Origin of the sequence: Actinoplanes sp. URMC 104, assembly GCF_051386375.1 — a bacterium.
Lineage (GTDB): Bacteria > Actinomycetota > Actinomycetes > Mycobacteriales > Micromonosporaceae > Actinoplanes.
The window spans coordinates 636,717-656,160 of sequence record NZ_JBPQTO010000011.1; the positions used below are offsets into that span (position 1 = coordinate 636,717).

Genomic DNA, 19,444 nt, shown 5'->3' on the forward strand with positions numbered 1-19,444 from the left:
GGGGTGTGGCCCGCTACTTCGCGGAAACCTCAGCGGTGGAAGTTGACGAAGTTCAGGAAGCCACCCCGGAAGTCGCCGCCGCGGTAGCCGTTGTACCAGCCGCCGTACCAGTTGCGGCGGTCCCAGCGACCGTTGAAGTCATCGACCGTCAGGACCCACGAGCCACGGCCCCAGCCGAAGCCGGCCCGGTCGCAGTCGTAGTCGTCCCAGCGGCCGCGGAGCTCGCCCAGCCGGCCGACCCGCTCGCAGGCGCGCAGCGAACGGAAGTAGCCGACGACCTCCTCGTCGTCCCAGTCGTAGTGGGCCCCGGACGTGGCGGCGGTGCTGGACGCGGCGCCCTGCGCGGTGCCGGTGGTGGCCTGAGCCGGACCGGCCCCGACCGTCGCGGCGATGCCCAGCCCGAGGCCGGTGATGGCGAGAAGACGGGTAATGCGGTTCATCTGATTCCTTTCTCGTCATGACGACTTGCAAGATCAGATAACCACGTAAGCCCCAAAAAGGGCGAAACCGCCACGGCTATTACCCGATAGAGATCATCCGGGCCGTACGGGTAGCGCCCTTCACGGGCCTGGAGCGTCCTGCTCCCCGGCTTGAACGGCCACCTCTACGCGCCGATCGCCGTACCGGACGCTCACCGTGCCGGCGGTGTCCCCGGTGACGCGCACCCCGCCCGACCACGAGGCGTCGACGGTCAGACATCCCGGCGTACGCAGTCCCGAGAATGCGGCCCACGCCCCTGCCCGTAGGGCATCCTAGGAACCTAGTCTGTCGGTCGGTCGCCGCGATGGAACTGAGGTGTACGCGGCAGTCGGGGCGCCGGCGTCGCGCATGGCACGGCTGATGAGGGTCGAGGTGGCACGGCGCTGGCATTCTGGGCCGGGGAGGCGCGATGGCGGAACCACGGGAGACGACGGCCCCGGATGTGAAGGCGACCAGGCGGCCGGAGCTTGACGCGATCCGGCTCGTCGTGGTGCTGGGGCTGGTGTTCTTTCATGCGGCGCTGGTGTTCGACACCCGCGACGACTTCTACGTCAAGAACGCGCAGACCACCGAGGCGGTCACGTGGGTGGCGGGGCTGGGCGTGGTGTGGGCGATGCCGGCGCTGTTCCTCATCGCGGGGCTCGGGGCGTGGCATTCGATCGGGCGGCGCGGGGCCGGCGGGTTCGTCCGGGAGAGGCTGCTGCGGCTGGGCGTCCCGTTGGTGTTCGCCACGCTGACGATCCTTCCGCTGCCGCAATGGCTGCGGCTCCGGGCTGCCGATCCGGGGTACCACGAGTCGTACTGGGAGTTCCTGCCGCGCTTCTTCGACGTACGGGTGTCGGTCCCGGACTTTCCGTTCCTGCTGCAGGGTGAGCACTTCGAGACCGGGCACCTGTGGTTCGTCGTGTTGCTGCTGGCGTTCTCGCTGATGCTGGCGCCGCTCGTGAGGTGGCTGCCGGGGTGGCGGCCGGCGCAGGTGCCACGGTGGACGGTGCTGGTGGCGCCGGCCCTGCCGCTGGCGGTCATCGGCGCGGTGCTGGGCATGGAGGAGGCGTTCGCGGGGTGGAGCCGGTGGGCGTACCTGATGTTCTTCCTGTACGGGTTCGCGCTGGCCGGGGACGACCGCTTCCGCGAGGCGATGCGCCGGGAGGCGAGGGTGGCGGCGTTCGCGGGCGTCGTGCTGTTCGGCGCGGCGGGGGCGGCGCTGAGCACGGCCGACGGTGATCCGTTCACCGATCTGACCGCGCACGCCGTGCTGGCGCGGGTGCTGTTCTCGGTGGCGGGATGGTGCTGGCTGGTGGCCATCCTCGGGTTGCTCGACCGGCGCCGGACGGGCGGGCCGGGCCCCGCGGGCCGGCGCGCCGGGGTCTACGGCTATCTCGGCGCGGCGGCGTTGCCGCTCTACATCCTGCACCAGCCGATCGTGGTGGCGGTCGCGTTCTTCGTCGTGCGGTGGGACGCGCCGATCGCGGTGAAGTACGCGGCGATCGTGAGCTGCTCGTTCGTGGTGATGTTCGCGGTGTACGAGCTGGTCGTGCGGCGCACCCGGGTGACCCGGCTGCTGTTCGGCATGCGGTGACCCGGTCCGGTCCATCGAGGACAATATCTTGACGGGCCCGGGAGGCCCGGGTGGACAATGCGTCAACCGCCGAAACACGACGACACGTTCGCCGCCGTGTCGAAGCGCTTCGAAAGGCGGGCGGGCGGCCCGCAGCGGGAACGGGCCGGGCGCGGCAGCGACCGGGAGGACGCCTTACCGATGCGGGCCGCCCCCCTCCTGGGATGTGACGCATGGCCCCGGGTGCGGGCAGCGCGCTCGTCGACGGGCTCATCGTCATGGACGTCGAGACCGACGACGCGCGGGTGCCGACGCTGCGGGACCTGAGCCGGCCGAGCGTGCTCGGCGTGCCGGCCGACCCATGGGGGCTGACCTATGTGGACCTGGACTTCGAGCGGGCGGCCGCGCTGTGCGTGGAACACGTCGGCCACCCCGCTGACCAACGTGCAGGTGCCGGCGGCGCTGCTCGGGCGAATGGCGGTCGAAATGCTGTTGACGGCCGGCGCGCCCACGACCACGCTGGTGCCGCCGGTGCTCACCGACCGGCTCTCCTGCGGGGAGTGGACCCATGCCTGAGCGACGCATCACGCTGGACGAGATCGCGCACGACGCCGGCGTGTCGGTGGCCACGGTGTCGCGGGTGCTCAACGGCTTCGGCCAGGTCGCCCCGTCGACGCGGCAACGGGTCGACGAGCTGCTGCGGCGCCACTCCTACCGGCCGCGGGCGTCGCACAAGCGGAGCGCCGCCGGGGTCATCCACGTCATCTTCCCCGAGATCGACTGCGCCTGGGAGCTGGAACAGCTGCGCGGGATGGAGTCGGTCGCCCAGGACGCCGGGGTGGGGCTCGTGGCGATGGGCGGCGCGCGGGTCGTCGAGGCGCCGTCGGACGGCGTGATGCTCGCGGCCACCAGCGGCAGCCGGCGGCTCACCGAGGCGCTGGAGCGGCGCGGCGTGCCGGTGGTGGTGGTCGACCCCGCGGCGCGCCCGCTGTCGTCGCCCGCCGTCGGCGCGACCAACTGGGCGGGCGCGCGGGCCGCCGCCGCGCACCTGGCCGGCCTCGGCCACCGGCGGATCGCGATGATCGCCGGCTCGCCGCTGCTGCTGTGCACCCGGGCCCGCATCGACGGTTTCCGCTCACTGCTCGGCGACACCGCACCCGTCGAGCACGGCGAATACTCGTACGCCACCGGGCTCGACGCCGGGCGGCGCCTGCTCGACCGCGCCGACCGCCCGACGGCCGTCTTCGCGTCCAGCGACCAGATCGCGCTCGGCGTCTACGAGGCGGCCCGGCGGCTCGGCCTGCGGATCCCCGGCGACCTCAGCGTCGTGGGCTTCGACGACGTGCCGCTCGCCCGGTGGGCCTCTCCCCCGCTGACCACCGTGCGTCAGCCGCTGCGCGACATGGGCCGGCTCGCCGCCCGCACCGTGCTGCAGCTGTCCCGCGGCGACGAGGCCGCGCCGGCCAGCACGGAGCTCGCCACCCGTCTGATCGTGCGCGGCAGCACCGCGGCGCTCGGATAGCCGGCTGTCGTTTCCGTCCAAGACGGGCGCCTCGCCCCGCTCTACGGTGGACCCGGCAGCTCGCCCGAGCAGAAGGGGACTCACCATGCGTGACCTGGTCTACACCGGCTTCATGTCGCTCGACGGCGTGGTGGACTCGCCCGGCGGGCCGCAGGAGGGGCACCGCAGCGGCGGGTGGGTGTTCCAGGACCTCGAGTTCGTGCCGGAGGCGTGGTCGCTCAAGGGCGAGGAGATGGCCGGCACGACGGCTCTGATGTTCGGCCGCCGCAGCTACGAGGCGTTCGCGCCGGTCTGGCCGGGCTCGCAGGACCACGCCGGCTACAAGGAGCTGCCCAAGTACGTGGTCTCGGCCACGCTGCCCGACGACGCGCTCGTCGACGGGTGGGGGCCGACGACGATCCTGCGCTCCACCGAGGACGTCGCCGCGCTCCGGCAGAGCGAGGGTGGCGCCGTCTTCATCCACGGCAGCGCGGAGCTGGCCCGGCGGCTGTCGGACGCGGGGCTGATCGACCGGTACCACCTGCTCGTCTTCCCCGTGCTGCTCGGCGCCGGCAAGAGCCTGTTCGGCCGGGCCGACCGGGACAAGTACATGCTGACGCTGCGCGAGTCGCAGAGCTACGCGAACGGGATCCTCAAGCTGGTCTACGACGTCCGGCGCTGAGCGAGGTCGAGGCCGATCGCACCGCCTGCGCCCTCGCGCAGCTGCCCGGCGGTGCGGCCCACATAGGAGCGCAGGGCTCGCGCCAGGTGCGGCTCGTCGAAATAGCCGAGCTTGGCGACCACCTCGGCAGCCGGGTCGCCCGCGGCCAGCAGCTCCGCCGCCGTGCGGGCCCGCTCGATCTGCCGGACCGCGCCCCGCGTCAGCCCGGTCACGGCGCGGAACCGGCGTTCGACCGTACGCCCCGAGGTGTCCGGGCGGTGCCCCCGCAGCACGTCGGCGACGAGCCGGTCGCGGACGACGACCCCCGCCCGGACCAGGCTGCCGACCAGGGCCTCGGCGTCGTCGGGGCCGGGCGTCTCCCAGCTCGCGCCGTCCAGCCGGAACCTGCGCCGCGTCGTGCCCGGCAGCGGGATCCCCCCGTCGACCAGCGCCGGCGGGGGCACGGCCCGCAACCGGGTGCCGACCGCGAACTCGATGCCCGTGAACGTCGCGCCCTCCGGCACCGGCGCCGTGCCGGTGCGGGTGCCGGGGCCCGTGATGCCCGCGTGCGTCCGGCCGTCCTGCTCCCAGAACACCAGGCCCCACCGCACCCCGGCGACCGACGTCATGGTGGTGACCTGCTCGCTGGTGCAGGTCCACACGGCGTCGGCCCACGGCGAGTCGGACCGGCGTGTCTCGAACCGCAGCCCCACCGCCGAAGGATACGTGCTCGCCGGGTGCGGATCGAACCCGTCCGCGGAACCGGCCGGGAGCGGCGCCCGTCGTACCAGCCATGTCTTCACACGTACGGCGATGGGCCGCCTCGGCCGCGGTGGTGGGTGTCCTGGCCGGTTGCGACGGGCCGCAGGAGCACGAGGCAGCGCTGTCGTGGGAGGAGCCGGCGGCCTACACGTACGAGCTCGACTCGCAGTGCGGGGAACGGGCGCTGATCGGCCGCTATCGCATCACGGTGCGCGACGGCCGCGTGACGCATGCCGAGGGGCTGGACGAGCCCGCCCGGCGCACCGTGGCGGACTCGCCGAGCGACACGATCCCCACGCTGGGGCGGCTGGCCGACGAGCTCGACGAGGCCCGGCGCGCCGGAGCGGACGTGGCCCGGATCGAGACCGACCCGGCCGACGGGCACCCGACGCGGATCACCATCGACCCGGCGGAGAACTCGACCGACGACGAGAGCTGCTACACGGTCACGGCGTTCGAGCGAGGCTAGCCGCGCCCTGCCTCCCGGCCGGTCAGAGCCTCGCGATCGCCGACGCCGGGTTCTCGACGGCGTCGGCCACGGCCCGCATGAAGCCGGCCGCGGTGGCGCCGTCGCTGACCCGGTGGTCGAAGACGAAGCTCATCTGCGTGATTTTGCGGACGCAGATCCGGCCGTCGACCACCCACGGGCGGTCCAGGATGCGGCCGAAGCCGAGGATGGCCACCTGCGGATGGTTGATGATGGCGGCGCTGCCGTCGACGCGGAAGCTGCCGTAGTTGTTGAGGGTGAAGGTGCCGGCGCCGAGGACCCTGCCTTCACGGGCGGCCTCGGTCACGCGGCGGATCTCCTCGTCCAGCCGGGTGGTGGTCAGGGCGCCGGCGTCGGTGACGGCGGGGACGACCAGGCCGCGCGAGCCCTGGACGGCGATCCCGAGGTCGATGCGGTCGAGCTCGACGATCTCCTGGCGCTCGGTGTCCACCCGGGAGTTGAAGACCGGGTACTCCTTGAGGGCGGCCACGACGAAGCGGGCCAGATAGGCGAGCAGGCCGGGGCCGGGGCGGGTGGCCTCGCGCAGCTCCCACAGCAGGGTGGCGTCGACGTCGACCCAGACGGTGGCCTCGGGGATCTCGGAGCGGCTGCGCGACAGGGCCGCGGAGACCGCGCGGCGGAACCCGGAGAGCGGAGTGCGGCGCTCCCCGGGAGCCGAAGCGGCCGAAACCGCGGCGGAAGCGGCCGGAACCGCGGCGGGAACGGCAGGGACGGCGGCGGGAACGGCAGGGACGGCGGCGGGCGCGACCGAAACCGCGGCGGGCGCGGCCGAAACGGCGGCAGGCGCGGCGAGGGCGGGCGCGGGCGGGGCGGACAGCAGGCGCTCGACGTCGGCGCGGACGATCAGGCCGTCGGGGCCGGAGCCCTCGACCGCGCGCAGGTCCACGCCGCGCTCGCGGGCCAGGCGACGCACCAGCGGCGACACGACGAGCGGCACGCGGCGAGCCCGGACCGGAGCCGCGGACGCCGGCGGCACAGGCGGCCCGACAGGCGTGGCAGAGGCAGACGCGGGCGAGGCGGAGAAGGGCGCAGCCGCGGAGGGCGCAGCCGCGGAGGGGGCCACGGGTGCGGACGGCGGATGGGTGACGGCTGAGCGGGGACGACGGCGGCGGCCGGGTGACGCCGCGGCGCCCGGGGTGCCGTACCCGATGAGGACGTTGCCCGAGCCGGCGCGCTCCTCCTCGCGGTACGCCTCGGCGGGGGTGTCGGCGAGCGCGACGGTCAGCAGCGGCTTGCCCACTTCGAGCACCGACCCCTCGGGCGCGTGCCGGGTGGCGACCCGCCCGGCGTACGGGGTGGGGACCTCGACCAGCGACTTCGCCGTCTCCACCTCGACCACCGGCTGATCCACCTCGACGAGGTCGCCGTCGGACACCAGCCAGCGCACCACCTCGGCCTCGGTCAGGCCCTCGCCGAGGTCGGGCAGCCGGAACACCTGGTCGCTCACGAGTCCTCCCACTGCAGGTCGTCGACGGCGTCGAGGATGCGGTCCACGCCGGGCAGGTACAGGTGCTCGGACTTGGGCGGCGGGTAGGGGATGTCGAAGCCGGTGACGCGGCGGACCGGCGCGGCCAGCGAGTGGAAGCAGCGTTCGGTGACGCGGGCGGCGATCTCGGAGGCGACGCTCGCGAACCCGGGGGCCTCGGCGACCACGACCGCGCGGCCGGTGGCGCGGACGGCGGCGCAGACGGTCTCGTCGTCGAACGGCACGATCGAGCGGACGTCGACCACCTGCAGGCTGCGGCCCTCGCGGTCGGCGACCTCGGCGGCCTCCAGGGCGACGGGCACGCTCGGGCCGTACGCGATCAGCGTCGCGTCGGTGCCGGGGCGGCGGACGACGGCCCGGCCGATCACGGGCGACGCGGACGGGCCGAGCGCGACCTCCTCCTTGGCCCAGTACAGCTTCTTGGGCTCGAGGAACACGACCGGGTCGGGCGCGGCGACCGCCTCCCGCATGAGGGCGTACGCGTCCCCGGGCGTCGACGGCGTGACCACGTGCAGGCCGGGCGTGTGCGCGTAGTAGGCCTCCGACGAGTCGCAGTGGTGCTCCACGCCGCCGATGCCCCCGGCGTACGGGATCCGGATGACCATCGGCAGCGCGACCCGCCCGCGGGTGCGGTTGCGCATCTTCGCGACGTGGCTGACGATCTGCTCGAACGCCGGGTACGCGAACGCGTCGAACTGCATCTCCACGACCGGGCGCATGCCGTTCATCGCCATCCCGACCGCGACCCCCACGATGCCCGACTCGGCCAGCGGGGTGTCGAAGCAGCGGTCCTCGCCGAACGCGGCGGTCAGCCCGTCGGTGACCCGGAAGACGCCGCCGAGCGGGCCCACGTCCTCGCCGAACACGACCACGGTGGGGTCGTCGGTCATCGCGTCGCGCAGCGCCCGGTTGAGCGCCTGCGCCATCGTCAGCTTCTCGTGGGTCATCGCGCGGGCACCTCGCGATCGAGCTCGTCGGCCAGGGAAAGGGCTTGCTCCCGCAACTGGGGCGTGGGTGACGCGTAGACGTGGGCGAACAGCTGAGCGGCGTCCGGCTCGATGTCGCGGTTGAGGCCGTCGCGCAGGTGGGCGGCGACGCGCTCCGCCTCCTCGTGCAGGGCGGCGACCTCCGCGGCGGGCAGGTCGAGGTAGCGGGTGAGGCGCACCAGCGGGTCGCGGGCGACCCACGCCTCGACCTCCTCGGGTGTGCGGTAACGGGTGGCGTCGTCGGCGTTGGTGTGCGCCTGCATCCGGTACGTGTGCGCCTCGACCAGCTGCGGGCCGCCGCCCGCGCGGGCCCGGGAAACCGCTTGCCCGAGCACGGCGAGCAGGGCGGCCGCGTCGTTGCCGTCGACGCGCTCGCCCGGGATGCCGTACCCGATGCTCTTGTGCGCCAGCGACGGGGCGGCCGTCTGCCGGGCCAGCGGCACGCTGATCGCGTACTCGTTGTTCTGGACCAGGAAGACGACCGGCGCGCGCAGCACCGCGGCGAAGTTGAGCGCCTCGTGGAAGTCGCCCTCGCTGGTGCCGCCGTCACCGCAGAGGGCCATCACGACGCCGGGCTCGCCGCGCAGCCGGGCGGCGTGGGCCACCCCGACGGCGTGCGGGAGCTGGGTCGCCAGCGGCGTGGTGTGCGGGGCGACCCGGTGCTCGTACGGGTCCCAGCCGCAGTGCCAGTCGCCCTTGAGCAGCGTCAGCGCCTCGACCGGGTCGACGCCGCGGCCGACCACCGCCACGGTGTCGCGGTAGGTCGGGAACAGCCAGTCCCCGTCGGCCAGCACCTGGGCGGCGGCGACCTGGCAGGCCTCCTGTCCGTGCGAGGAGGGGTAGACGGCCAGCCGGCCCTGCCGCACCAGGGCGTACGCCTGGTCGTTGAGGCGCCGCGCGGTGATCAGCGCGGAAAGCGCTTGCCGCAGGGCTTCGCGGTCGGGCAGGTCGTGTCCCGCGTCGGCGACGGGGTGGCCGTTCGCATCGATGAGGGTCACAGGCGTGGCGGAGGGCAGAAGGTGGTGTGCGTCACCTGTCATGACGTCATGCTGGCCCCGTTGCCATTTGGATTCCACTACTGGCGCGGAAGCGAGAAGATGTATCGCGGTCGGCGCTTTCCGGGAGCCGATCGTCCAGCAGGCGCGGCGACCGGGGCGGGGTGGCGAGACAAGTGGCTCAGGCGCTCGACGACATCGACCGGCGGATCCTGGCCGAGCTCACCCACGACGGGCGCATGTCGATGCGGACGCTGGCCGAGCGGCTGCACATCTCGCGCGCCAACGCGTACGCCCGGGTCGAGCGGCTGCGGGCGACCAACGTGATCCGCGGCTTCCGCGCCGACGTCGATCCGGTCGCGGCGGGGCTGGGCACCTCGGCGTACGTCACCGTGAACCTCAACCAGGCGGAGTGGCGCGACGTCGGCGAGCGGCTGCGCGCGCTGCCGGGCGTCGTGCACCTGGCGCTGGTCGGCGGCGAGTTCGACGTCATCATGCTGGTGCGCGCGCCGGACAACGCGGCACTGGGCCGGCTGGTGCTCGACGAGATCCAGGGCATGCCCGGCGTCGTGAACACGCGGACGCTGCTCGTCTTCGAAGAAGCCGAACCGGGGTAAGGGGTACGGATGAGAAGTTTCCCGCGTGCGATGGTGGCCTGCGGCCTCGTCGCCGGACTGGCCGCCTGCTCCGCCGAGCCGGCCGCGGCGCCGAGGCAGCCCGAGGCGCCCGCGGCGTCGGCATCCGCAGCGGCCTCGGAGTCGGCGCCCGTGCAGCGCCTCGTCGCCACCGAGGTGCGCGGCGGCAACGGCCAGGCGCCGTTCGACCGGCCGCGCACGGTGCAGGCGCCACCCGGGTGGACGGTCAGCGTGTGGGCGCGGGTGCCGGGCGCGCGGCTGCTCGCCTGGGCCCCGGACGGCAGGCTGCTCGTGTCGCGGCCCGAGTCCGGCGACGTGCTGGCGCTGACCTCCGGCGGGCAGGAGACGCTGGTCGGCGGGCTCAACCAGCCGCACGGGCTGGCCTTCGACGGGACCACGCTCTACGTGGCGGAGAGCGACCAGGTGGACGCTTTCACGTACGCCTCGGGCCGGGTGAGCGGCAAGCGTGTCGTGATCGACGGGTTGCCCGACGAGAAGAGCGCGGAGCTCGGCGGCAAGTACGCGCACGCGCTCAAGACCGTGGTGGTCGGCCGGGACAAGGCGCTCTACATCTCGGTGGGCTCGACCGGCAACATCTCCGCCGAGGACCGCGACGCCCGGCCGGAGCGTGCCGCGATCCTGGTCAAGCCGGCCGGTGGGGAGCTGCGGACGTTCGCGCGGGGCGTGCGCAACGGCACCGGGCTCGCGATCGCGCCCAACGGCGACCTCTGGACCGCCGTGAACAACCGCGACAACGTGCCGACCCAGCAGGGCGAGGTCGAGGAGGCGTACGTCAACGACCACCCGCTGGAGCCGCTCGCCCGGCTCACCCAGGGACGCGACCTCGGGTGGCCGTACTGCAACCCGGACCCGGACCTCGACGCCGGGGCCCTCAGCTACACCCGGCGGCCGTTCCTGCGGGACCCCGACACCAACAGGGACGGCTCCCAGCTCGACTGCGCCAAGCTGCCGCGCATCGAGCAGGGCATGGGCGCCCACTCGGCGCCGCTGGGCCTGAGCTTCGTCACCGACGTGCCCGGCGGCTACGGCGACGGCGCGCTGGCCGGCATCCACGGCTCGTGGAACCGCAACCCGCCGCGCCCGCCCGAGGTGTCGTTCTTCGCCTGGCGCGGCGGCACGCTCGGCCCGCAGCAGACGCTGCTCACCGGTTTCCAGCTCGAGGACGGCTCCCGCTGGGGCCGGCCCGTGATGGCCGTGCAGGGCCCGGACGACGCGCTGTACGTCAGCGACGACTACGCCGGCGCCATCTACCGGATCGCGGCCGGCCCGGGGCGGTGACGCCGGCTCGTCACAGACGCCGCTGCCGCGGCCCGGATGCCGGTGCTCGTGCCGTGCCACATGCCGCAGCGCGACTGCTCGTAGCAGTCCGCCGGGAGGCGCGGGCTGGATGGGATCTCTCGCGGCGGCGTTCGACGGGCAGCGCGCGATCGTGGTGCTCGAGCCGGACGCGGTGGCGCACCCCATCGACGATGTCTCAGCACCGCCTGACGCACCGAGCGCTATCGGCTGCGCCTCCAGGCGATCGGCACGCTCTCGTGGGACCGAACGCCCCGGCGAGTCCGACGGCGCCTGCGGCGATGGGGCTCCGCGGTGGCGCCCTCGCGAACGCTCCCACCTGGCGGCCATCGTCCGACCGTCGGAGGCTGGGGTCAGCGTCGTCCACTGCTCACGCGCCGTTACGGATACCGCAAACAGGGCGCGCGTTGTCTGCGGCAAATCCGGATGCCGTCAGCGGGACGCGTTCGACATGATGACCGCGTGGCCGCTGACCTGCTCTGGGACGACGTTCAGGAACTCTTTGATCCGGCTTTGATGGGATCACTTCCCGATGCCTGCGTTCCGCATACCTCGGTGGCGGACTGGCAGGCTCTCCTCGATCTCATCGTCGCGCGCGGCTGGCGGTTCGAATACTGCGAAGGTGAGACGGTCCTGCCGCTACCCACCGCGGCGGCGATCCTGGGCCGGGAACCCGACTCGGAGTGCCCGGCTCTACGGGTATGGCCGTCCGCCCGCATGCTGATGATCTTCAGGTTCTCTGCGGTCGAGGAGATCGACTTTGATCTGAACCTGCGCGAAATACAGGGTCAGGAGCAGCTCGACGAGTTCTGCAAATTTTTCCGGACAGTCGGCCGGCACCTCGGCAAGCCGGTATTGATGGATGGCGAGATGGGCAAGCCGGCCGAGCATCCGGTCCTCGGCTTCCTCCCCGAGAACGATCGGGTGGTCGTCATCGACCGACCGCCGGCATGGTGAGACCGTAAGGCCCGGGAGCAGACAAGTCCCCGTCGTACGCGTGACCGATCCCCGGCCGTTCCACTGCTGGAAGTGGACGGCCCGGTTCCGCGACCGCGCCGGACTACGAGGCGTCAGGGGTCTTCCGGCTGCCACACGCGGACGGCGGCATGTCAGTTCGGCGCTGTGGCCCGTCAGCGATGGCACGGAGCGGGATAGAATCGTAGGCGTGACATCGGGATGGGAATGGGACCGGGAAACCGGGCTTCCTGGCTTCCTGGCAGCAACCATAGACCAGGCCCGCCGAGTACTTCATGCCGAGGAGGACCACCATACCTATGAGGCGGGCGCGTACTTCTCAGGCCTCGCCGCTGCAGGTATGTCCGGAGCATTCAATGACGAACTGTCCGAGATATCGCGGAATCAGTGGTTGATCTGGGGCGAACTAACGGACGCAATGGACGCTCCTGGGACAGGATCGCCGGAACGGGATGCGGCTGCGGTCCGACAGATGAAGCGGGCGTCGGCCGAATGGTTGCAGGTCGTGGACTCGCCGAAAGAGCGGGCTGCCTACCTCGACCGCTGGGTGCATGATGAGTGCGGCTACGCGCGAAAGCCGTCTTGACCCCAGCAGATCAGCCGATGCGCTTCGCTCGTACGGACCAGCCCTACCCCTGATCGCGGGCACTCAACTCGGCACATCCGCGCACGCGCCCTGAGTGGCTTCACGATCGTTCGCACGCAGCGTGCACAAATCCGGAAGCGTCCGTCGGCGCGGCGCCCGCGCTCGTCGCGGAGACTGCGCGCAGCTGGACCGAGGCCGCGAACGCCTCACTCTCCAGCGTCGCTCCCGGCCGGTGCCCGGCACGGCGTGGTGTGGCGTGGTGTGGTGCGGATCTGTCTGACCAATCGGGTTGACCGACGATCATGAGGGTAGGCCTTTCGTGAACGAGAATCATGAAAGGGGTACGACATGCCGGCCCAAACCCATGACATCGAGGACCTTCGGGTCAACAGCCGGATGTACGACGCGGTCATCGAGGAGATCGACGGCCGCCGCATCAGGATCGGCCGGGACTGGCTGGTCGACTGGGCCTCCTGCAACTACCTCGGGTTCGACCTCGACGAGGAGGTCATCGAGTCCGTCGAGCCGCAGCTGCGCCGCTGGGGCACCCACCCCAGCTGGTCGCGCATGCTCGGCAGCCCGCAGCTCTACCCGCAGCTCGAGGAGCGCCTGAGCGAGCTGCTCGGCGCCGAGGACGTGCTGCTGCTGCCCACGATCTCGCAGATCCACCTCGGGGTGATCCCGGCGCTGATCGGCAAGGGCACGCTCATCATGGAGAGCCGCGCGCACCGCACGATCTACGACGGCTGCGTGTTCGCGCGCGGTCAGGGAGCCACGATGACGCGGTTCCGCAGCGGCGACCTCGAGGAGCTCGAGCGGCTGCTCAAGGAGGCCACCGCGCGGCCGGTCATGGTGTGCATGGACGGCGTCAACAGCATGACCGGCGACATCCCGGACCTGCGCCGCTATGCCGCGCTGTGCCGGGAGTACGACGCCACGCTCTACGTCGACGACGCGCACGGCATGGGGGTGATCGGCGAGCGCAGCGAGATCGAGCTCTCCCCGTACGGCATGCGCGGCAACGCGATCGTCAAGCACAGCGGCGAGACGTACGACAACATCATCCTGGTCGGGGGCTTCTCCAAGGCGTACTCGTCGCTCCTGGCCTATCTCGCGCTGCCCACGGCGGTGAAGAACAAGCTCAAGGTGGACGCCCCGACCTACCTCTACTCGGGCCCGTCGCCGGTGGCGTCGCTGGCCACGGTCATGGCCGGGCTCGACGTGAACGAGAAGCGCGGCGACGAGCTGCGCGCGCACCTCTACCGGCTCACGGCGAAACTGCTCTCCCACGTACGAGGTCTGGGCGTGCACACGCTCAACGTGCACGACACCCCGGTCGTCGAGATCCCCATCTCGCCCGACCACGACCTCATCGACGTGTCCGAGCGGCTGTGGAGCGCCGGCCAGTACGTGACGCTCGCGCCCTACCCCGGCGTGCCGCGCGACGAGATCGGCTTCCGGGTGCAGCTCACCGCCGCGCACACCGAGCAGCAGGTGGACGACCTCAACGCCGTACTCACGGAGCTCGCCCACGACGGCGCGCTGCGTCCCGCCGTGCCCGGGCAGCGCCGCCCCACGGCCTGATGGACGCCATCGAGACGGCGTCGCCCGACGAGCTGCGCGCGCTCCAGCTCCGTCGGTTGCAGCAGACCCTGCGGCACGCGTACGCCAACGTGCCGCTCTACCGCCGCAAGTTCGACGAGGCCGGCGTACGCCCCGAGGACTGCCGCAGCCTCGCCGACCTCGCGCAGTTCCCGTTCACCACAAAGGACGATCTGCGCGAGACCTACCCGTACGGCATGTTCGCCGTTCCGCGCGAGCGGATCGCGCGGATCCACGCGTCCAGCGGCACCACGGGCCGCCCCACCGTGGTCGGCTACACGCAGGCCGACCTCGACATGTGGGCGGACGTGATGGCCCGCTCGATCCGGGCGGCGGGCGGCCGCCCGGGCGATCGCGTCCACGTGGCGTACGGCTATGGGCTCTTCACCGGCGGGCTGGGCGCGCACTACGGCGCCGAAAGGCTGGGCTGCACGGTCGTCCCCGTGTCGGGCGGCATGACCGAGCGGCAGGTGCGGCTGATCGCGGACTTCGAGCCGGACATCATCATGGTGACGCCCAGCTACATGCTGACGATCGTCGACGAGATGGACCGGCAGGGCATCGACCCGCGGGCGACGTCGCTGCGCGTGGGCATCTTCGGGGCCGAGCCGTGGACCGAGGACATGCGCCGCGAGATGGAGCAGCGGCTGGGCATCGACGCGGTCGACATCTACGGGCTGTCCGAGGTGATCGGGCCGGGCGTGGCGGCCGAGGTGGTGGAGACCAAGGACGGGTTGCACGTCTGGGAGGACCACTTCTACCCCGAGATCATCGATCCCGGCTCCGGGCGGTCGCTGCCCGACGGCGAGCGGGGCGAGCTCGTGTTCACCTCGCTCACCAAGGAGGCCATGCCCATCATCCGCTACCGCACGCGCGATCTGAGCCGGCTGCTGCCGGGCACGGCCCGCACGATGCGCCGGATGGAGAAGGTGACCGGCCGCACCGACGACATGATGATCGTGCGCGGGGTCAACGTCTTCCCCACGCAGATCGAGGAGCTGATCCTGCGGGTGCCGGGCCTGGCCCCGCACTACCAGTGCGTGCTCGACCGCCCGGACCGCCTGGACGAGCTGACCGTACGCGTCGAGGCGCGCACCGGCGCCGCCGACGGCAAAGCCCTTGCCCGCGACCTGGCCGCCCTCGTGAAACACAACGTGGGCGTCAGCGTGCGGGTCGACGTGGTGGCGCCGGACGCGCTGGAGCGCTCCGCCGGCAAGGCCCGCCGGATCGTCGACAACCGCTGACGACAAGGAGGCGGGCACGGATCGTCCGTGCCCGCCCGCCCGCGGCTCAGCCGCCGGTGATGGACCAGTGCCACGGCTCCGAGGGCAGGTTCACGAAGCCGTACGCCTTGGCGTGCGCCTGCAGCCACTTGAAGCCGGTGCTCGTGCGGGTAAGCGTGCGGCCGTTCTGGCTGACGTCGACGGCCATGCCGAGCTCGTGCAGCGAGCGGCCCGGGATCGCCGTCGGCACGCGGCACGACGAGGAGGGCGCGGTCCACACGTCCGGGCAGCCGTTGATCTTGCGCAGCTCGATCTGGCGCTCCCTGGTGCGGAAGCCGCCGGCGGTCAGCACGATGCCGTTGGCGCGGGCGTCGTCCACCATGCGCCGGAAGGCGTACGCCACGCTCTTGTGCACAGTGGTGCCGTTGACCAGCGTGGTGTCCGCGGTCGTGAACGCGCCGCGGGTCTGGGTGACCACGTCGCGGCTGATCGTCGCGGCCTGGTCGGCCAGCGAGTACGCGGTCGGCAGGGTGGCGAGCTTCGTCTGGGTCACGGTGACCGCGGTCGCGGCGGCGTCCCGGTCGGCGGTGGCGGTGGTGACGGCCGTGGCGGCGGACTTCTGAGCGGCGGTGGCGGTCGCGAGGGCCGCCGCGGCTTTGTGCGCCTCCGTCCTGCGCAGCGCCAGGGTCTTGGTGGCGGTGGCGACCGCGTTCTTGGCGCGGGTGATGGCGGCGTTGCTGCGCGGCTTCTTCTTCGTCGCCTTGGCGAGGTTCTGCTGGGCGGTGGACAGGGCGGTCAGAGCGGCGGTTCGGCGGGCCCGCGCGGCGGTGTCGGCCGTGGTGGCGGCGGTCAGCTGCGTCTGCGCGAGGGTGTTCGCGGTGGTGGCCGTGGCCAGCTCGGCGTTCAGGGTCGTCACGGTGGCCTGCTGGGCGGCGATGGTGGTGCGCAGCGTCGCCGCGACCTGCTGGCGGGTGAGGCTGCGGTACATCAGCGTCGTCCACGTCTGCGCCACCACGGGCGGCGCGGCCTGCACCGGCACCGGCTGCGCGGTGACCACCAGGCCGGCGGCGAGGGCCGCCAGGAGCGGAGCGGTGAGGGCCCGGCGGGCTCGGGCGCGAACCTTGCGATCCGGTCGGAGTTCCTGTCGTGTCGTCACCCGAGAGAGACTCCGGGCCCCCGGGTGCCGCCCCGGCCACCATCCGGGTGCGGTGCGGTTGCGGGCGGCGACGCTGCTACGAGGTTGTCAGGTTGCGGGCGGCCTCGACTGCTCGGGCGGCGATGTCGTCGACGGGGTGGGCGCTGCGGGAGAAGAAGCCGTCGAGGTACAGCGACGCGTAGCCGTGGGCGACGGCGATCGTGGCCTCGACCAGCTGCACCGACTGCGGCTGCGTGGGCGCGGGCGCCAGGTCGAGCATCGTGGTCATCAGCGCCCGGGTGTGGTCGCGGCGGTCGTCGTCGGGCACGGCGTACAGCTCCGCGGCGAAGATGACCGGGAAGCCGGCCCCGGTGCGGACGACGAAACGCACGTACGCCCCGGCGGCCGCGGCCAGGTCGCCCCCGTCGGCCGCGAGGATCTCGGCGCGCAGGTCGCGGGCGGCGGCCCCCGAGACGGCACTGAGCAGGCGGGCCCGATCGGGGAAATGGCGGTACGGCGCCGCGGAGCTCACCCCGAGGCGCCGCGCCACGGCGGCGACCGAGAAGCGCTCGAGGCCGCCCTCCGCGAGCAGCTCGAAGCTCGCGTCGATCAGCGCCGCGCGCAGGTCGCCGTGATGGTAGCCCCGTTTCGGTGACACGCCGTCCTCCCGCCCGCGCCGATGTGAGTGGCCTCTTACATTACCCCTCCCCCGTCGCCGGGCGGGGTGAGCGTCCGCCGGCATGGTGTGCGTGAGGCGAGACCGTGCACGTCACTCGCGCCGGAAGATGGTGACCAGCACGCGCAGGACAAGCACCACCGAGACGACCAGCAGGCCGTAGCCCAGCAGCGGGAACAGGGTGATCCCGGTGGTGACCCGGGGCCCGCCGCCGGCGCCGAGCAGCAGGGCGGCCATCACTCCGGCGGTCGCGCCGATGAGGGCGAGCAGCGTCTGGTGGAGCAGGCCGGTCACCAGCCGGCGGTCCTGCTCGTCGGCGAACAGCCGTACGGTGAACCGCAGCCGCCCGTGCTCCACCGCGTCGCCGATCCGGTCGAGGCGCCGGGGCAGGCCGCGCAGCAGCGGCAGCAGCGCGACGAGCTCCTGCTCGAGGGCGTCGCGCACGTTGCCCACCGTGAACGTCTCGGTGATCCGCCGCCGGGCGGAGGCGCGGGCCTGGCCCACGAGGTCGAACCCGGAGTGGATCAGCGCGAGCGTGCCCTCGAGGGTGGTGACGGCCCGGAAGACGGCCGCGACCGACGGCGGTACGCCGAGGCCGTGCGCCGTGAACGTCTGCAGGATCGCCGCGACCGCCGCCACGCCGACCGTGCTGCCCGGCGCGGCGTACCGCACGATCAGCGCGCCGACCACCCGTTGCAGCTCCCGCTCGTCGACCGCGTCCGGCCGGTCGAGCAGCCGCAGCAGCGCGTCGCTGACGCCCACCGCGTCGCCGCGCCCCACTGCCAGCAGCAGCTGGCCGATCGCCGTACGGGTCACGGCGTCGATCCGGCCCACCGAGCCCAGGTCGAGCATGCCGAGCTCGCCGTCGTCGCCGATCAGCAGGTTGCCGGGGTGCAGGTCGACGTGGAAGACGCCGTGCACGAGGATCTGGTCGAGCATGCTGTCCAGCAGCCCGGCCGCCAGGGCGGCGCGCCGCTCGGCGCCCAGCCGGTCGAGCACGTCGCCGGCCGCCCCCAGCGGCGTGCCGGGCAGGCGACCCATCACCAGCACGCGCTCGGAGCTGAGTTCCGCGTACGCCGTGGGCACCTGCAGCCCCCGCCCCGGCGACCCGGCCAGCGCCGCGGCCATCGACTGCAGGTTGTCGCGCTCCACAGTGAAGTCGAGCTCCTCGCGCAGCGCCTCCGCGAAGCCGGCGGCCAGACCCCGTACGCCGAAGGTCCGCCCCCACGACGTGCGGTCCTCGAGCAGATCCGCCAGCCGGAACAGGATGTCCAGGTCGCGCTCCACGACCGTGGCGACGCCCGGCCGCTGCACCTTGACGACGACCTCGGTGCCGTCGGGCAGCCGGGCCGCGTGCACCTGAGCCACCGACGCCGCGGCCAGCGGCTCCTCGTCGATGTCGCGGAACGCCTCCTCGATGGGCCGGCCCAGCTCGGCGGTCAGAACCGCGGCGACCTGCGGCCACGGCACCGGCGCCACCCGGTCCTGCAGCGCGGTCAGCTCGTCGACGAACTCGGTGGGCAGCAGGTCCCGCCGGGTGGACAGCAGCTGCCCCACCTTGACGAACGTGACGCCACCCTCGTCGAGGGCCGCCCGCAGCGAGCGGGCCAGCCGCCGGCGTGCCGCGGCCGACGCCGGCCCGGCCGGTGGCCGTCCCCGCAGGAACCGGCCGAGCCCGTGCCGCAGCGCGATCCGCACGATGGTGGCGTAGCGGCGGGTCCGCGCGATCCTCCGCCGGGCGCCCCGCCACGCCTCCACCGGCCCGGGCAGCGAGCCGGTCGGCAGCAGCACCTCGAGCACCACCAGCGCCGCCATCGCGAGCAGCGCCGCCACGACGATCGACGCGGTGCCGAGCAGGAACGCCTCGCCGCCGCCGACCGCCGACGGGTCCGCCGGCGCCAGGGCGGTCAGGATTGGCGTCGTGATCACGAGCGCCAGCACGGCGGCCAGCAGCGTGCGGACCAGGCTGACGCGCACGCCGAGCAGCCGCCGGATCACCGTGGCGAAGATCAGCACCGTCACGATGATCGTCGGAACGAACAGCACCGCCGCGATCGTCTGCTCCACGCCGACCGACGATATCGGGACCGCCCGATCCGCACCGCCCCGCCGCCCGCAACGCCGGGGCGTGGCTCACGCCGTCGCGGGGGCTCCTCCCCCGCTCGGTCGCCCCGCCGACGCTCACCACCGGCCCGGCGGTCGATGTTGCGATCCATCGATGGACCGCGGCGAAGTCCTGGTCGCCTGCTCGAAGGGCTACCGCAACGGCGTGCTGTACCGCCTCGACGCGGTGACGCTCCAGTTCGGGCGCGGGCCAAGGCGCCGCGCGCCCTCGGCTCGTTCGCGTACACGCCGGGG

Annotated in this window: 19 protein-coding genes; 11 read left to right on the plus strand and 8 right to left on the minus strand. The window is 72.9% G+C overall.

What is annotated here, in order from left to right:
• Nucleotides 1-29: 29 nt before the first annotated feature.
• Nucleotides 30-440 (minus strand): hypothetical protein, encoded by a 411-nt coding sequence (locus ACSNN8_RS28770; protein WP_436652898.1) that lies wholly within the window; start codon nucleotides 438-440, stop codon nucleotides 30-32.
• 449 nt (nucleotides 441-889) lie between these two features.
• Here ACSNN8_RS28770 and ACSNN8_RS28775 point away from each other — a divergent pair, with 449 nt between their 5' ends.
• From ACSNN8_RS28775 to ACSNN8_RS28790, 4 genes are all read left to right on the plus strand, one after another.
• Complete coding sequence (locus ACSNN8_RS28775) at nucleotides 890-2,059, plus strand: acyltransferase family protein (protein WP_436652899.1); 1,170 nt, start codon at nucleotides 890-892, stop codon at nucleotides 2,057-2,059.
• 354 nt (nucleotides 2,060-2,413) lie between these two features.
• Nucleotides 2,414-2,614 (plus strand): hypothetical protein, encoded by a 201-nt coding sequence (locus ACSNN8_RS28780; protein WP_436652900.1) that lies wholly within the window; start codon nucleotides 2,414-2,416, stop codon nucleotides 2,612-2,614.
• Nucleotides 2,607-3,560, plus strand: a complete 954-nt coding sequence (locus ACSNN8_RS28785) for a LacI family DNA-binding transcriptional regulator (RefSeq protein ID WP_436652902.1) — start codon at nucleotides 2,607-2,609, stop codon at nucleotides 3,558-3,560. The genes ACSNN8_RS28780 and ACSNN8_RS28785 overlap by 8 nt, the downstream gene beginning before the upstream one ends.
• An 85-nt stretch (nucleotides 3,561-3,645) precedes the next feature.
• Nucleotides 3,646-4,221, plus strand: a complete 576-nt coding sequence (locus ACSNN8_RS28790) for a dihydrofolate reductase family protein (protein WP_436652904.1) — start codon at nucleotides 3,646-3,648, stop codon at nucleotides 4,219-4,221.
• On the opposite strand, the gene ACSNN8_RS28795 is transcribed toward ACSNN8_RS28790, so the two are convergent.
• Nucleotides 4,203-4,913, minus strand: a complete 711-nt coding sequence (locus ACSNN8_RS28795; RefSeq protein ID WP_436652906.1) for a helix-turn-helix domain-containing protein — start codon at nucleotides 4,911-4,913, stop codon at nucleotides 4,203-4,205. The genes ACSNN8_RS28790 and ACSNN8_RS28795 overlap by 19 nt on opposite strands.
• Before the next feature lie 80 nt (nucleotides 4,914-4,993).
• On the opposite strand from ACSNN8_RS28795, the gene ACSNN8_RS28800 reads away from it, so the two are divergent.
• A complete protein-coding gene (locus tag ACSNN8_RS28800; RefSeq protein ID WP_436652907.1) occupies nucleotides 4,994-5,431 on the plus strand; it encodes a DUF6174 domain-containing protein in 438 nt (145 codons plus the stop codon).
• 22 nt (nucleotides 5,432-5,453) lie between these two features.
• On the opposite strand, the gene ACSNN8_RS28805 is transcribed toward ACSNN8_RS28800, so the two are convergent.
• The 3 genes from ACSNN8_RS28805 to ACSNN8_RS28815 are packed head-to-tail and all read right to left on the minus strand — an operon-like array spanning nucleotide 5,454 to nucleotide 8,982.
• Nucleotides 5,454-6,917, minus strand: a complete 1,464-nt coding sequence (locus ACSNN8_RS28805) for a dihydrolipoamide acetyltransferase family protein (protein WP_436652909.1) — start codon at nucleotides 6,915-6,917, stop codon at nucleotides 5,454-5,456.
• Nucleotides 6,914-7,903 (minus strand): alpha-ketoacid dehydrogenase subunit beta, encoded by a 990-nt coding sequence (locus ACSNN8_RS28810; RefSeq protein ID WP_436652910.1) that lies wholly within the window; start codon nucleotides 7,901-7,903, stop codon nucleotides 6,914-6,916. The genes ACSNN8_RS28805 and ACSNN8_RS28810 overlap by 4 nt, the downstream gene beginning before the upstream one ends.
• Nucleotides 7,900-8,982, minus strand: coding sequence for a thiamine pyrophosphate-dependent dehydrogenase E1 component subunit alpha (locus ACSNN8_RS28815; RefSeq protein WP_436652912.1), 1,083 nt, complete (start codon nucleotides 8,980-8,982; stop codon nucleotides 7,900-7,902). The genes ACSNN8_RS28810 and ACSNN8_RS28815 overlap by 4 nt, the downstream gene beginning before the upstream one ends.
• A 131-nt stretch (nucleotides 8,983-9,113) precedes the next feature.
• Between ACSNN8_RS28815 and ACSNN8_RS28820 the strand changes: the two genes are divergently transcribed.
• The 6 genes from ACSNN8_RS28820 (at nucleotide 9,114) to paaK (ending at nucleotide 15,296) form a co-directional block, all read left to right on the plus strand.
• Nucleotides 9,114-9,554: an Lrp/AsnC family transcriptional regulator gene (locus ACSNN8_RS28820; protein ID WP_436652913.1), complete on the plus strand. Its 441-nt coding sequence runs from the start codon at nucleotides 9,114-9,116 to the stop codon at nucleotides 9,552-9,554.
• Nucleotides 9,555-9,563: 9 nt separating this feature from the next.
• Nucleotides 9,564-10,871, plus strand: coding sequence for a PQQ-dependent sugar dehydrogenase (locus tag ACSNN8_RS28825; protein ID WP_436652914.1), 1,308 nt, complete (start codon nucleotides 9,564-9,566; stop codon nucleotides 10,869-10,871).
• Between the two features lie 480 nt (nucleotides 10,872-11,351).
• On the plus strand, nucleotides 11,352-11,846 hold the full coding sequence (locus tag ACSNN8_RS28830; protein ID WP_436652916.1) for a hypothetical protein: 495 nt from the start codon (nucleotides 11,352-11,354) through the stop codon (nucleotides 11,844-11,846).
• A gap of 208 nt (nucleotides 11,847-12,054) precedes the next feature.
• Complete coding sequence (locus ACSNN8_RS28835) at nucleotides 12,055-12,450, plus strand: hypothetical protein (protein ID WP_436652917.1); 396 nt, start codon at nucleotides 12,055-12,057, stop codon at nucleotides 12,448-12,450.
• Between the two features lie 348 nt (nucleotides 12,451-12,798).
• The gene (locus ACSNN8_RS28840) at nucleotides 12,799-14,034 is read left to right on the plus strand and encodes an aminotransferase class I/II-fold pyridoxal phosphate-dependent enzyme (protein ID WP_436652918.1); all 1,236 of its coding nucleotides are present in this window, start codon (nucleotides 12,799-12,801) and stop codon (nucleotides 14,032-14,034) included.
• Nucleotides 14,034-15,296 carry a phenylacetate--CoA ligase PaaK gene (gene paaK, locus ACSNN8_RS28845; protein WP_436652920.1) on the plus strand — a complete coding sequence of 421 codons (1,263 nt, stop codon included), beginning with the start codon at nucleotides 14,034-14,036 and terminating at the stop codon, nucleotides 15,294-15,296. Before ACSNN8_RS28840 ends, paaK begins: the two co-directional genes overlap by 1 nt.
• A 46-nt stretch (nucleotides 15,297-15,342) precedes the next feature.
• Here paaK and ACSNN8_RS28850 read toward each other — a convergent pair whose 3' ends face one another.
• From ACSNN8_RS28850 to ACSNN8_RS28860, 3 genes are all read right to left on the minus strand, one after another.
• Nucleotides 15,343-16,431 carry a M15 family metallopeptidase gene (locus tag ACSNN8_RS28850; RefSeq protein WP_436652922.1) on the minus strand — a complete coding sequence of 363 codons (1,089 nt, stop codon included), beginning with the start codon at nucleotides 16,429-16,431 and terminating at the stop codon, nucleotides 15,343-15,345.
• Between the two features lie 76 nt (nucleotides 16,432-16,507).
• On the minus strand, nucleotides 16,508-17,068 hold the full coding sequence (locus ACSNN8_RS28855) for a TetR/AcrR family transcriptional regulator (protein ID WP_436652923.1): 561 nt from the start codon (nucleotides 17,066-17,068) through the stop codon (nucleotides 16,508-16,510).
• Nucleotides 17,069-17,179: 111 nt separating this feature from the next.
• Complete coding sequence (locus ACSNN8_RS28860; RefSeq protein ID WP_436652925.1) at nucleotides 17,180-19,153, minus strand: ABC1 kinase family protein; 1,974 nt, start codon at nucleotides 19,151-19,153, stop codon at nucleotides 17,180-17,182.
• Between the last annotated feature and the right edge of the window lie 291 nt (nucleotides 19,154-19,444).

Excerpts from the sequence above, each read along its gene's own strand:
- ACSNN8_RS28770 (WP_436652898.1), bottom strand. The coding sequence starts at position 440 with ATGAACCGCATTACCCGTCTTCTCGCCATCACCGGCCTCGGGCTGGGC.
- ACSNN8_RS28775 (WP_436652899.1), top strand. The coding sequence starts at position 890 with ATGGCGGAACCACGGGAGACGACGGCCCCGGATGTGAAGGCGACCAGG.
- ACSNN8_RS28780 (WP_436652900.1), top strand. The coding sequence starts at position 2,414 with ATGTGGACCTGGACTTCGAGCGGGCGGCCGCGCTGTGCGTGGAACACG.
- ACSNN8_RS28785 (WP_436652902.1), top strand. The coding sequence starts at position 2,607 with ATGCCTGAGCGACGCATCACGCTGGACGAGATCGCGCACGACGCCGGC.
- ACSNN8_RS28790 (WP_436652904.1), top strand. The coding sequence starts at position 3,646 with ATGCGTGACCTGGTCTACACCGGCTTCATGTCGCTCGACGGCGTGGTG.
- ACSNN8_RS28800 (WP_436652907.1), top strand. The coding sequence starts at position 4,994 with ATGTCTTCACACGTACGGCGATGGGCCGCCTCGGCCGCGGTGGTGGGT.
- ACSNN8_RS28810 (WP_436652910.1), bottom strand. The coding sequence starts at position 7,903 with ATGACCCACGAGAAGCTGACGATGGCGCAGGCGCTCAACCGGGCGCTG.
- ACSNN8_RS28815 (WP_436652912.1), bottom strand. The coding sequence starts at position 8,982 with ATGACAGGTGACGCACACCACCTTCTGCCCTCCGCCACGCCTGTGACC.
- ACSNN8_RS28825 (WP_436652914.1), top strand. The coding sequence starts at position 9,564 with ATGAGAAGTTTCCCGCGTGCGATGGTGGCCTGCGGCCTCGTCGCCGGA.
- ACSNN8_RS28840 (WP_436652918.1), top strand. The coding sequence starts at position 12,799 with ATGCCGGCCCAAACCCATGACATCGAGGACCTTCGGGTCAACAGCCGG.
- paaK (WP_436652920.1), top strand. The coding sequence starts at position 14,034 with ATGGACGCCATCGAGACGGCGTCGCCCGACGAGCTGCGCGCGCTCCAG.